Source organism: Leptolyngbya cf. ectocarpi LEGE 11479, assembly GCF_015207065.1.
In the GTDB taxonomy this organism is placed as follows: domain Bacteria; phylum Cyanobacteriota; class Cyanobacteriia; order Phormidesmidales; family Phormidesmidaceae; genus Leptothoe; species Leptothoe ectocarpi.
This window is the reverse complement of the sequence record NZ_JADEXP010000020.1, coordinates 22,893-36,262: the sequence shown is the minus strand read 5'-3', so window position 1 is coordinate 36,262 and position 13,370 is coordinate 22,893. Positions and strand designations below refer to the sequence as shown.

11 protein-coding genes are annotated in these 13,370 nt (G+C 50.4%); 7 read left to right on the top strand and 4 right to left on the bottom strand.

Annotation, left to right across the window (positions count from 1 at the left end):
* From IQ260_RS04225 to rpsU, 4 genes are all read left to right on the top strand, one after another.
* Positions 1-1,594: DUF4231 domain-containing protein (locus tag IQ260_RS04225; RefSeq protein WP_228015530.1), on the top strand; the 1,594-nt coding region annotated here is incomplete at its 5' end.
* A gap of 173 nt (positions 1,595-1,767) precedes the next feature.
* Positions 1,768-2,562 (top strand): hypothetical protein, encoded by a 795-nt coding sequence (locus IQ260_RS04220; protein WP_193991168.1) that lies wholly within the window; start codon positions 1,768-1,770, stop codon positions 2,560-2,562.
* Between the two features lie 263 nt (positions 2,563-2,825).
* Complete coding sequence (locus IQ260_RS04215; RefSeq protein ID WP_193991166.1) at positions 2,826-3,101, top strand: RNA recognition motif domain-containing protein; 276 nt, start codon at positions 2,826-2,828, stop codon at positions 3,099-3,101.
* A gap of 94 nt (positions 3,102-3,195) precedes the next feature.
* The gene (gene rpsU, locus IQ260_RS04210; RefSeq protein WP_193991164.1) at positions 3,196-3,408 is read left to right on the top strand and encodes a 30S ribosomal protein S21; all 213 of its coding nucleotides are present in this window, start codon (positions 3,196-3,198) and stop codon (positions 3,406-3,408) included.
* 114 nt (positions 3,409-3,522) lie between these two features.
* Here rpsU and carB read toward each other — a convergent pair whose 3' ends face one another.
* Positions 3,523-6,768 carry a carbamoyl-phosphate synthase large subunit gene (gene carB / locus IQ260_RS04205; RefSeq protein WP_193991162.1) on the bottom strand — a complete coding sequence of 1,082 codons (3,246 nt, stop codon included), beginning with the start codon at positions 6,766-6,768 and terminating at the stop codon, positions 3,523-3,525.
* 308 nt (positions 6,769-7,076) lie between these two features.
* Positions 7,077-7,457, bottom strand: coding sequence for a hypothetical protein (locus IQ260_RS04200; RefSeq protein ID WP_193991160.1), 381 nt, complete (start codon positions 7,455-7,457; stop codon positions 7,077-7,079).
* Positions 7,458-7,745: 288 nt separating this feature from the next.
* Here IQ260_RS04200 and IQ260_RS04195 point away from each other — a divergent pair, with 288 nt between their 5' ends.
* Positions 7,746-8,855 (top strand): ABC transporter ATP-binding protein, encoded by a 1,110-nt coding sequence (locus IQ260_RS04195; RefSeq protein WP_193991158.1) that lies wholly within the window; start codon positions 7,746-7,748, stop codon positions 8,853-8,855.
* Between the two features lie 38 nt (positions 8,856-8,893).
* On the opposite strand, the gene IQ260_RS04190 is transcribed toward IQ260_RS04195, so the two are convergent.
* Complete coding sequence (locus IQ260_RS04190) at positions 8,894-10,075, bottom strand: acyltransferase family protein (RefSeq protein ID WP_193991156.1); 1,182 nt, start codon at positions 10,073-10,075, stop codon at positions 8,894-8,896.
* Between the two features lie 176 nt (positions 10,076-10,251).
* A complete protein-coding gene (locus IQ260_RS04185; protein WP_193991154.1) occupies positions 10,252-11,124 on the bottom strand; it encodes a shikimate dehydrogenase in 873 nt (290 codons plus the stop codon).
* A 136-nt stretch (positions 11,125-11,260) separates the two neighbouring features.
* Here IQ260_RS04185 and trpB point away from each other — a divergent pair, with 136 nt between their 5' ends.
* A complete protein-coding gene (gene trpB, locus IQ260_RS04180; protein WP_322744895.1) occupies positions 11,261-12,520 on the top strand; it encodes a tryptophan synthase subunit beta in 1,260 nt (419 codons plus the stop codon).
* 57 nt (positions 12,521-12,577) lie between these two features.
* Positions 12,578-13,201: a ribonuclease D gene (locus IQ260_RS04175; protein ID WP_193991152.1), complete on the top strand. Its 624-nt coding sequence runs from the start codon at positions 12,578-12,580 to the stop codon at positions 13,199-13,201.
* The last annotated feature ends 169 nt before the right edge of the window (positions 13,202-13,370 follow it).

Sequence of the window (13,370 nt, the reverse complement as noted above, 5' to 3'; positions counted from 1 at the left end):
GAATCATTATGATGAATTTGCTCCTGTACAGCATCTAAAACTAAAGACAATTAAAATGGCCAAAAAGAATGACTACAGCCAGTATCTCAAAGAGACCTTAGGAAATTTAATCGACAAGCTTGAGGTTACAGATTTACATAAAGAATTTCTTAAAAATCGTTGGTTAGACCAAGTGATGTGGTTGGAAGGACGGGCCACCAAGGAACGTAACCACCATTTCAGACTTCGCATGGTGACCATTATTGGCGGTGTACTAGTGCCAGCCATGGTTGGCTTCAAAAGTAACAACGGGCGACTCGATCAAACCGTTGCTTGGATAGCGTTGGGTGTGAGTCAGGCAGTGGCGATCTCTGCAGCTGTAGAAGAGTTTTTTGGCCATGGCGACAAGTATCGCAACTATCGTAGTACTGCTGAGAGCATGAAAATCGAAGGCTGGCAGTTTATGCAACTGGCTGGTCCCTACAAACGTTTCCACGTTCACGAAGAGGCTTATAAATCCTTTGCTCAGCGGGTAGAACAATTTATCCAGAAAGATGTAGAAGGGTTTATTGCTCGCTTGGATGAGAAACAAGACGATGATCAGGACGATGCTGATGAGGCAACGAACAATGCAGAAAAAGCATTAATGCGTCTCAATCAGGAGCTAGAAGAGCGGACCCAACGTTTGGAGCTAGAGAGAGTTCGTCTGGCTGAACAGCAGGTGAGCCAGACGTCAAGTATGGGAGACGGCGGGGGGTATTCAGGGTCATTACTAGATATAGAGATGCCCCCATCGTCTCGAGGGGACAATTTTGAGGTAGGCGACTCTCCTCCGGCTGAGCCCATCGCCGAAATACAGTCTTTGATGACCTCCCCTTCAAAAGAGACAGCTGGCCGACGCACTGCTCGCTCAGCATCCAACAAAACCCTTAAATCTAGTAGTAATCTACCGCCGTTGGGACAGCATGCCCTTGAGTGGGAGGAAACAGTCAACTTTAAAGCGCTAAAGACTATTTTGACTGAGCAAAATAGTGTTACTAGCCCTCAATCCAATGGAACACCTGTCACCACAGCGGCTGCCAACCAGCTAGTTACCCCCAGTGAAGTATCCCAGATCTTAGAGTGTTCTTTGGAGGACTGCAAAGTCTATCTGCCAGGTATCTTGGCAGCCATGAAAAAATATGACATTTCAGACACATCAGTGCTGATCGGTCTATTGGCCACAATTCGCATTGAAACTGGCGGCTTTAAACCAGTCCATGAATGGGGTGGTGAAAGCTATTGGAAACGTTACGAAGAACGAGCAGACCTCGGTAATGTTAACCCTGGAGATGGTGTCAAGTACCATGGCCGTGGCTATATTCAGCTGACGGGTAGAGCCAACTACAAAACCTATGGCCAAAAGCTAGGAGTAGACCTGGAGGAGAATCCAGATCTCGCTATGGATCCTGAAATATCGGCTCAGGTTCTTGCTTGCTACTTTAAAGAACGAGGAGTGGACGAGGCGGCGCGTGCAGAGGACTGGCGACGTGTGCGCAAGCTAGTGAACGGCGGTTATCATGGCTGGGACGTATTTGCCAAATATGTTGACCGGGCCAGAGCCCAGCTAGCCTAGGTCAGCGCCAATCTGCACGAATCAATCTGCAATATATGGACAATGCTGCCCTAAATATTGGTTATCTTCATCTATAAACTTGCGCAGGTTTGACAGGATAAGGGTATTTTGGGGGTGTAAATGGGTTAACCAGCACAGGCCGCCAGACCACCTTTTGTGAAGAGAGATACGAAATGCCCAACACGTCAGCCAACGGCATCGTTGAACATAGGTTTGATACTGGGCAGCTTGCCAAGATTCTGACGGTGGCCGATGGGATAGGGTATGAAAATGCTTTATCGGTCATGGGCTTGTATGGACCTACCCCAACATTGCTAGTCATTGGTGGTGCTAGCTACATGACGGATGAGAGTCAGGCAAAGTTACTGCAGTGTTTTAATGGCCCCTTGGCAACATTGTCGGATACGTTAGGCATCACTGTTTTAGATGGCGGTACCGATGCCGGGGTAATTCATATGATGGGCCAAGCACGTCATCATGTTAGCGGTCAGTTTAATCTGATTGGCGTTGCTCCTCTCAATAGAGTTATTTTCCCAATCGGTAGTCAGCAACCGCAGACCTTAGATGATGGAAACTATCCGCCCGTTGAACTTGAACCCCATCACACTCACTTTTTTCTAGTGCCAGGTGAAAACTGGGGCAGCGAATCCCGCTGGTTGGCCAAATTTTCATCCGTTCTAGCTGGGCCATCTCCGTCAATCACTCTACTGATTAATGGTGGCCAGGTGTCACTTCAAGATTTAACGCTCAACTTGGAACTAGGCAGACAGGTCATGGTTATTGCCGGCAGTGGTCGTTTAGCTGACTCAGTGGCCGATACCATCAGTGGAGTAACCCCGTCAGAAGATGAAACCATCCAAAACCTGGTGGCGACCTACTATCCTAGCCAGATTACCGTTTTTGATCTTTTAGGCAATTCATTAGACGAACTTAAGACTCAGCTCAATCTACATTTTGAATGTAAATAAACAACGGTGATTAGTTGCTGATACTGAGATTGACGCCCGGTTTATGCCCCTCAAAAAAGGATAGAAAACAATCCTTAAAATTAAAATCAGCGGCTGGCAAGGTATGCTAAAGTTTTATGGCAATGCGTTACCATGCCCGGTAACGCTCAGTTTTCGGTACGATACGCTCGCAGTTCAACTCGACCAGTTCAATTTCGACTTCGATTTGATTCTAGAGGGATCTCCCGTATAACTCGTTGCATATCAAACTTAGGAGATTCTCTATGTCCATTTATGTTGGAAATCTGTCCTACGATGCTACTGGTGAAGACATCACTGCTGTCTTTGCAGAGTATGGAGCAGTCCAGCGTGTCCATCTACCCACCGATCGTGAAACCGGTCGTCCTCGTGGTTTTGCATTTGTAGAAATGTCTTCAGAAGATGAAGAGTCCGCCGCTATTGAGGCCCTAGATGGTGCAGAGTGGATGGGTAGAGACCTGCGTGTTAACAAGGCGCGTCCCCGTGAACAGCGTGGCGGTGGCGGCGGTGGTCGCTTCTAAAATTGTCTAGTGTGGGTTATGTGTTTTTTCACTTAGCTCTGGTCTACTATGGGGCAGTTAGCCTGCCCCATTTTTGTCGTTAAAGGAGATTACTATGGCCCAGGTTATCCTTGGGGATGATGAAGGTATTGAATCAGCGCTGCGAAGATTTAAGCGTAAGGTGGTACAGGCGGGTATTTTTTCTGATATGAAGAAGCACCGCTATTTTGAAACACCTGCTGAGAAGCTAAAGCGTAAAGCGATCGCAAAGCATCGTCAAAAGCGCTGGAGTCGTAATCGCAGCAATCGGAACAATAACAAAGAGTGATGCTTTAAGGCAATCAAGCTCTTTTAAGCAGGCCTCTTCGCATTGGAAGAGGCCTGCTTTAGTATGAAGACTATTTTGAGTCCGGTGGCGTAATGGGACAACGAATGTCTAGAGCTAGACGAAATAGTCTTGAAGAGCTTTGACAGCCAGCGTTTGTTGTTGCAATGAACGAATGGCCTCAATGGTGGCTCGAGCACCAGAGAGCGTTGTAATGGTTGGGATTTTGTAGTCGAGGGCCGTGCGGCGAATCATCCGATCGTCTTCCTGAGCAGTGGCCCCCGTGGGCGTGTTGATAATCAGCTGAATCTCTTTGTTTTTAATCGCATCGATCACATGGGGGCGACCTTCATGCACTTTATACACAAGACCTACCTCTAACCCATAGGTTTGTAGGACTTTGCGAGTGCCCGTCGTGGCGATTAGCTGAAAACCTAAGGCTGAGAGTTCTTTGGCAATGGGAACTACGGCTTCTTTCTCGCGATCGTTCATGGAAATAAAGGTGGTCCCTTGTAAAGGGATCGCTTGGCTGGCAGCCAGTTCAGCCTTAGCAAAGGAGCGGCCAAAGTCCACATCGATCCCCATCACTTCACCCGTAGAGCGCATTTCTGGTCCTAGTAGGGTATCGGTACCTGGAAACTTGCTAAAGGGAAGGACCGCCTCTTTGACTGATATGTGGGTGGGGATCACCTCTTGGGTAACGCCCACATCTGCCAGAGTTTGCCCAGACATGATCAGCACAGCAATCTTGGCTAAAGGAATGCCCGTTGCCTTAGAGACAAAGGGGACTGTGCGAGAGGCTCGAGGATTGGCCTCTAGGATGTAAACATCGTCATCTTTAACCGCAAACTGAATATTCATCAGTCCTATTACCTGCAGGGCCTTGGCTAGTTTGACGGTCCAGTCACGAATCACGCTGAGGGATTGGGCACTGAGGGTAATGGTGGGCAGAGAGCAGGCAGAGTCTCCTGAGTGAATCCCCGCCTGTTCAATATGCTCCATGATGCCGCCGATGACCACCTGGCCGGTGCGATCGCACACAGCATCCACATCCACCTCAATGGCATTTTCCAAAAATCGGTCAATCAAAATCGGGTGGTCAGGCTCGACTTGGACCGCCGTTTTCATATAGCGCTCTAGATCCTGATCGGAGTAGACCACCTCCATGGCACGTCCCCCCAGCACATAGCTAGGACGGACCACCACCGGGTAGTTAATTTTCTGAGCAATTTCTAGGGCTTCTTGGTAGCTGCGGGCAATCCCGTTGGGAGGTTGCTTAATGTCCAAATCCCAAAGAATTTTTTCAAACCGCTCCCGGTCTTCAGCGGTATCAATCGAATCGGGAGACGTGCCCCAAATCTTGGTTTGAATCGGGCTGCCGTTGGGCTGACTGGCAAGGTAAGCCTGCAGCGGCACAGCCAGTTTTAGCGGCGTTTGCCCCCCAAACTGAATAATGATCCCCTCTGGGCTCTCCGCCTCAATGATATTGAGCACATCTTCTTTGGTTAGGGGCTCAAAGTAGAGGCGATCGCTAGTGTCATAGTCAGTGGAGACGGTCTCTGGGTTGGAGTTGACCATAATGGTCTCGAAGTCATTGGCCTGCAGGGCGTAGGACGCGTGACAACAACAGTAGTCAAACTCAATCCCCTGGCCAATGCGGTTGGGACCACCGCCTAAAATCATCACCTTACGTCGGGTGGAGGGTTTAACCTCGGTTTCAGTTTCATAGGTGGAGTAGTAGTAGGGCGTATAGGCCTCAAACTCCGCTGCACAGGTATCCACCGTTTTATAGACCGGGATCACCCCCAGAGACTGGCGCTGGGCTCGAACGCGGTCTTCGTCGGTTTTGGTGGCATAGGCAATTTGGCGATCGCTAAAGCCTTGCTGTTTGACCGCCATCATTTGCTCAGGGGTGATGGCCTCAAGGGCGCTGCGCTTTAGCCATTTTTCGGTAACGAGCAAATCCTGCAGCTGATCGATAAACCAGGGATCAATCCCGGTAAGTTCATAGATATCCTGGGGCGTTAAGCTCAGCTGCAGAGCATGGCGCAGGGCAAAAATTCGCTCGGGATTGGGGGAGCGTAAGCTGGAGCGCACCTTCGAGATATTGGGTAGATTTTCGTTGCGATCGCAGCCCCAACCGGCTCGTCCTGTTTCTAGCGATCGCAGCGCTTTCTGAAACGACTCTTGAAACGTGCGTCCAATGGCCATCGCCTCGCCCACCGACTTCATCTGGGTCGTTAGCAAAGGGGCACTACCGGGAAACTTTTCAAAGGCAAACCGAGGAATTTTCGTGACGACATAGTCAATGGTCGGCTCAAAACTAGCGGGGGTTTTTTGGGTAATGTCGTTGGAAATTTCACTTAGGGTGTAGCCCACCGCTAGCTTGGCGGCAAATTTTGCAATGGGAAAACCGGTGGCCTTAGATGCCAGGGCCGAACTGCGAGATACCCGAGGGTTCATCTCAATCACAATCACATCCCCAGTGTCCGGATTGACCGCAAACTGGATATTCGATCCCCCGGTTTCCACCCCGATTTCACGAATAATCTTAATGGACACATCCCGCAACCGCTGATATTCCTTATCCGTCAGCGTCTGGGCCGGAGCTACCGTAATCGAATCCCCGGTGTGGATGCCCATGGGATCTAGATTTTCAATCGAGCAGATGATCACCACGTTGTCGGCGAGATCCCGCATCACCTCAAGCTCATATTCCTTCCAGCCCAACAGCGATTTCTCAACCAAAATCTGTGAAACCGGACTGGCATCAAGCCCTGACTTGGCAATGGTTTCAAATTCTTCCTGGTTGTAGGCGATCCCTCCCCCCGTGCCCCCTAAGGTAAATGCCGGTCGGATAATTAACGGATAGGAGCCAATTTCATTGGCAATGACCTGGGCCTCTTCCATGGTTTCCGCCAATCCTGACGGACAAACACCCACCTCAATACGCTCCATAGCCTCCTTAAAGAGGCGGCGATCTTCTGCCATTTCAATCGCCTCTAGCTTGGCCCCGATCAGCTCCACATTATGAGCTGCTAAGGTACCATCCTTGGCCAAATTAACGGCCAGATTGAGGGCCGTCTGGCCCCCCATCGTCGGCAGTAGTGCATCGGGCTTTTCTTGCTCGATCACCCGCGTTACCAATTCAGCTGTCAGAGGCTCAATGTAGGTGCGATCTGCCGTATCTGGATCGGTCATGATCGTGGCCGGATTGGAGTTGATCAGCACCACCTCATACCCTTCTTCCCGCAGAGCTTTGCAGGCCTGCGTACCTGAATAGTCAAACTCGCAAGCCTGACCGATAACAATTGGACCGGAGCCAATTAACAAAATTTTGCTGAGGTCGTTGCGGCGAGGCATAGGCGGGCTTTGGGAAAATGGACAATGGAACCTAGATCTATTAAATCCAAATTATTGTAGGGCTTTCTTTCACTCCCAGAACGGAGATTTTTTAGGAGTTTGATTCCATCCTGACACGAACCTACTGTCAAAAATCGACAGTGTGCTGGCATCGCAGGCTCAGAATTCCCAGCTCTAGACTGTATTTGCCCGATATCGGCCCTAGGGATTATGAAAAGCTCTGCTCAAAAACAGAGGGGGGTGAACTTAACGTCAGCCCCCCTCCATATTGGTATTGACAGACAAAATCCCAGCGATGGAATTATCTATTAGCCTTCGCCACCTTCGCCGCCTTCGCCGCCTTCATCGCCTTCGTCGCCTTCGTCGCCTTCGTCGCTTTCGCTGTCTTCTTCTCCCGTGACAGCGTCTTTAGCATCGTCTACCGCGCCTTCAACTGTTTCCTTAACTTCACCAGCGGCATCGCCAGCGGCGTCTACTGCATCACCGGCAGCATCACCAGCCGCATCAACAGCAGTACCAGCGGCATCACCAGCCGCGTCTACCGCATCACCAGCCGCGTCTACTGCTTCACCAGCGGCATCACCAGCGGCATCACCGGCATCTTTGACAGCGTCTGTTGTGCCACCGCAGGCAGCTACCGTTGCGGCTACACCCAGGCTTAAAAATAGTTGAATTGCACGAGTTTTCATTTTGATTATCTCCGTTTTAATTGGGATGGCTAAATCCATCACGTGATCATTCTGCCTACAAACAAACCAATTCCTTTCTTTGATAAAAAAAACTGTGGTGATTTGTCGGTTTGAATAAGCCATCTATGCCGTAGCAGTCAGCCATACAGACATGATTGAGGACATTATTGGGAACCTGTCTAACGGTGAGGGGGATGGCGATATGATGTCTATGGGAGTGCTATTGCATCTTAATCTCAATAGTTGCCCGCCCATCATTGTCGCTTACGGTAGTCCCGATTAGTCTCTATGCCTACGGTCTCGCAGGTTTCTGATTTGACGTCCACATCTCTATCCACGGTACTGCAGCTCCACAATGTGATTAAGCAGTATCCCCAGCAGACCGTACCTGCCATCAACCAGGTTAGTCTGCAGCTACATCAAGGGGAGCTACTGGCATTGCTTGGACCTTCGGGCTGTGGGAAAACCACCTTGTTGCGAACCATTGCAGGATTTGAAACCCCTGAGATGGGCTGGATTGAACTGGCCCAGCAGCCGGTCTGTGGTCAAGGGGCCACTGTGCCGCCTGAGCGTCGGGATGTGGGGATTGTCTTCCAAGACTATGCTTTATTTCCCCATTTATCTGTCATTGACAATGTTGCTTTTGGCCTTAAACACCTGAGTCGTCATCGGCGCTTGCCCGGTAGCCAAATTCAAGCCCTGGCTCACGAGGCCATTCAGCTGGTCGGATTAGCCGGATTGGAACGGCGCTATCCCCATGCATTATCCGGTGGGCAACAACAGCGGGTTGCCCTGGCTCGAGCGCTGGCTCCTCGCCCCTCGCTGGTTTTACTAGATGAGCCCTTTAGCAATCTGGATGTGCAAGTGCGTCTATATTTGCGTCAGGAAGTTCGCAGTATCTTGAAGGGGGTGGGGGCGTCGGGAATTTTTGTCACCCACGATCAGCAAGAAGCTCTGGCCATTGCCGATAGGGTCGCCGTCATGCGAGCCGGTCGGATTGAGCAGTTGGCCAGCCCAGAGGAAATTTATGGACAGCCTGCATCCCGGTTTATTGCAGACTTTGTCACCCAAGCTAACTTTATTGAGGCCCATCGCTCGGCAGACGGTTGGCAGACGGCCCTGGGTGTAGTGGATACAGCGATGGTCCAGTCTACGAAGGCTACTCAAGGCACATTGATGCTGCGCCAAGAGGAGCTGGGTCTCAAGGCTGTGGGGTCGAGTGTAGGCACTGTCTTAGTGATTTGCGATCGCGAATTCCTAGGTCGCGAGTACAAATACACCCTGAAGCATCCCACACTAGGTAATTTGCAAGCACGTACACCCCTAAAATTTGCCACAGGTGAGACTGTAGAAGTGGCCGTTCAGCCTAACCCGTACGGGCTACGACTGTTTGCCTAGGAGGGTATAGCCTCAGAATAATGGCAGAATGGCAGGAGTCAGTGAAGCAGGGCAGGTAGTATGGGGCCAGCTGTCTTGGGTTTGCCCACCAGCTGTGGGATAAATCTATGGAGAAGCTTAATAGCAGGTATAGCCACCGCAAAACTGCTTAGGGTCAGCGCCGTGCATAGCAGTAGTACAGACCACCAGGACTCGAACGCAGATAGCCCAATAGCTTCAACAATGGGTTGGGTAAAATCAGTAAAGAGAAAATTTAACCCCAGTAAAATTAACGTATTCTGCCCAATAAAGGTAATCACCCGGCTAGACGGCAAACAGAGAGCGAGAAAAATCACCCACAGAGAGCCCGTAATAGCCGTTAATCCAAAGAATATGAGATTGCCATGGCTGACGGATGCCATCAAAACTAACTCCCTGGCATCTGTGAATGGGCCTTGGTTTAAATCAAACAGGAGCACCGTCAACAGGAAGGTAAGCCCCAGCCCAATGTACTTATAAAAGGAGGCTTGAACTAAAGAGATAAATCCTGATTGCTTCAATATGAATCCAAACTGATAGAAACTAAACCCAATCAAAGTTTCGGTAAAATACCAAAAATTTTGACCCCGAATCGATAAACCCTGAAGAGTGTCTTCGTTTAATCCCATAAAATAGCCCACTATCAACGTCATCATTGCCAGCCCTCCTCGCTTCCAAAGATTGGCCTTGATCAAGGGCCGGACTATGTAATTGAGACATTCCACTGTAAACAAACAGAACAAGAACCAGGTAATAAAGTTTGCCAGCGGACGTCCAGTGAGCAAGGCCAGCAAGAGCTTTTCTATGGAGGGATGGTCATAGTAGCTAGAGTCTCTAAATGCCAGATCTTGCAAGAGGAGAATAAGGATGGCAATCAGATTAAAAAAGATCGCGGGTAGAATCCGAGTCAAAAATCCACGAGTTAAAAATGATGAGATTTTCTGCTCCTTAGCCTTGTCGAAAAACCCCGACAGTATAAAGAACAAAGGCATATGAAAAGCATAGATAAACTTGTATTGAGAAAATGCAGCTATCTCTACAGAGAATCCTTGCAAATAGGTGATTGTCTCAACAAAGTGGCCATAGTAAACCAGAAACATGCCATAGGCTTTTGCCCTATCTAACCAGGCTAAACGCTGGGGAGCTGGAGAGCGTTCTGACCCCATAGGATGGTCAGAACCGCTGTCTGTGAGTGGTTGCATGGCCTCAGAGTCTCAGTATTTATATGGGTTTATGATGTGTAATTTCAATGCACCATAGGCCGAATATACCCCTGGTTACTGAGGCTGTTTATGAAGCTATTATTTGGCCGGAGGAAATACTTTAAAGTTTGTGAAAGGATTGTCTAATGTTTGCTGATACGGACGGACGGTGGATGTTAATTTAATGTTAGGTATGTACATAAAGCCTGTCGCATGACATCCACTGGCGGTGTCTGCTGTGTCCAGATTTCTAACGCGGCTGCGCCCTGTTGCACAAGCATTTCGAGACCGTCAATGGCTATCAGCTCTCGATCTATTGCCCGCTGCAGAAATAGGGTAGGGCGGGGCGTATAGATCAGATCGTACGCAATCGCATGGTCAGGTAAGCGAGCTATTTGGTCAGGACTTAAGGGGGATGCATCCACGTTGGGGGCCATTCCCACTGGCGTGGAATTTACGACTAAACCGGCTTGGGGCAGTAGCTCATCCAGATTGGTCCACAGGTGAACCGAAAGATTGGGCGGCGGCGTGGGCCAGCTGTTGGCAAAAGCGGCTAGTTTCTCGGCACTACGACCCACAACCCAAATCTTGGGACAGCCCAGCTGCTGGCAGGCAGCTACTACGGCCCGCGCGGCCCCGCCGTTGCCCAGAATTATTGCGGGTGTCTGGCTCCAGGTGCGCTCTAGGTCTGGCTGCAAACTTTTAAGCGGCCCCATAAATCCTAGGGCATCTGTATTGGTGCCGCACCAGCCCCGATCGCTCCACCACACTGTGTTGACCGCGCCAATTGCCCGCGCCACGTCTGAGACCTCGCTCAGCAAAGGCATGATGGTTTGCTTGTGGGGAATGGTAATGTTAAACCCCTGCAAACCGATAGCGGCAAAGCCGTCGATGGCGGTTCTAAGCTGCTCTGGGGCAATGGGAAAGGGCAGGTAAACGTAGTCTAGTCCCAGGGTTGCGATCGCAGCGTTATGCATAACCGGCGACATGGAATGCTTGACTGGATGGCCAATCACTCCCAGCAGCTGAGTCGTTCCTTTAATGGTCATTGAATCGTAAATCGTCCGCAGCGCTCCTAATTACTTATAATGAAACCGGCTAGCTGGCAAGAAAGTAGGGGTTTCCTATGGTTTTCTTGAGCCTGCCTGTTTCTAACCACCACCCGTTCTAATCCTCACAACTGCTGTGACTGTCACTCCGCTTTCCGCTTCCTCCGTATCCCCCGACCTCACCGCTCCTGAGGTGCGCCCCGATAAACTGGGTCGGTTTGGCCGCTTTGGCGGTAAATATGTGCCCGAAACCCTGATGCCGGCCCTGGCAGAACTTGAGGAGGCGTTTTATACCTATCGCCACGAAGCTGAGTTCCAGGCAGAGTTAAACGGTCTGCTTAAAGACTATGTCGGTCGAGCCAATCCCCTCTATTTTGCCGAGCGTCTCACCGAGTACTACGCCCGTCCAGACGGCAGCGGCCCTCAAATTTATCTCAAACGCGAAGATCTAAATCATACCGGTGCCCACAAAATTAACAATGCCCTGGGGCAGGTGCTCCTAGCCAAGCGCATGGGCAAACAGCGCATTATTGCTGAAACGGGGGCCGGTCAGCATGGTGTGGCCACAGCCACCGTCTGCGCCCGGTTTGGGATTGACTGTGTGATTTACATGGGCGTCCATGACATGGAGCGTCAGGCCCTCAATGTCTTTCGCATGCGGCTCATGGGTGCCACGGTACAGCCCGTCAGCTCCGGCACTGGCACCCTCAAGGATGCCACTTCTGAAGCGATTCGGGACTGGGTGACCAATGTTGAAGATACCCACTACATTTTGGGGTCGGTGGCCGGTCCCCATCCCTATCCCATGATTGTGCGCGAGTTCCATGCCGTGATCGGCCAAGAAACTCGCACCCAGTGCCAAGAAAAGTGGGGCGGTCTACCCGATATTCTGATGGCTTGTGTTGGCGGTGGCTCCAACGCCATGGGGCTATTCCATGAGTTTGTAAATGATGCATCCGTGCGGATGATTGGCATTGAAGCCTCAGGCGAAGGTGTGAGCACGGGCAAACACGCGGCTACCCTGACTGCCGGGCGTGTAGGCGTCCTCCACGGTGCCATGAGCTTTTTACTTCAGGATGGCGATGGTCAGGTGATCGAACCCCATTCCATCAGTGCAGGTCTGGATTATCCGGGAGTGGGGCCAGAGCACAGTTACTTTAAGGATATTGGTCGGGCAGAATACTATGGCGTCACCGATCAAGAAGCCTTAGATGCGTTTCAGCTAGTCTCCCAACGGGAAGGGATTATTCCCGCCCTGGAAACAGCTCACGCCTTTGCCTATCTAGAAACGCTGTGTCCCCAGCTAGCCGGTAGCCCCACCATTGTCATCAACTGCTCCGGACGAGGAGACAAGGATGTGCAAACGGTGGCTAAGGTGCTGAAGTTTGATAGCTAGCCGTCATTTTGAGGTTTCCATCACTTACGATTCACCTACATTAAGGACACTCTAACCTTGGAAAATTTTGAGGTTTGCGATCGCGATATTCCAGCCTCTCTCCTTGAGCGCTATTTAAAATCCGATGCCATTGCCGTCGATACCGAAACCATGGGACTCAATCCCCTGCGGGATCGCCTATGTCTGGTGCAGCTCTGCGACACTGAGGGCTATAGTTCGGCTGTCCGGATTGAACGGGGCCAATCATGTGCGCCCAATCTTCAGAAGCTGCTGGAAATTCCCAGCATTCTCAAAATTTTTCACTTTGCCCGGTTTGATCTAGCCACCCTCCAACACCACTTAGAAATTAATGTAGCCCCTGTCTTCTGTACCAAAATTGCCAGCAAATTGGCCCGCACCTACAGCCCTCGACACGGACTGAAAGAACTGGTTAAAGAAATCGCAGGTATTGAACTTGACAAAACCGCCCAAAGTTCTGATTGGGGCAATGTCCGTGACCTGAGTGATGAACAGCTGGCCTACGCCGCTAATGACGTTCGCTACCTCCACGCACTCTCCAAACAGCTCACACTGATGCTTCAGCGTGAGGGTCGCTGGCACCTGGCTGAGGACTGTTTCCAGTGCCTACCTACTTTGATCAAATTAGATCTATGCCAGTATCAGAATATTTTTGAGCACTAGATATTTTTGAGCATTAGGTTCCGGAACGCCTGGATGGGGAAAGGTTAAATAATAGGGTATCAAGGAGGTGTTTCCCAACGCTCCTTTATGGATAGTCTCTGAATGTAGAGTTTCCTTAAAGAAGCCCATCCGTTAATGGTTTTTGTTATCTTCGTGCGCCATTAATGGC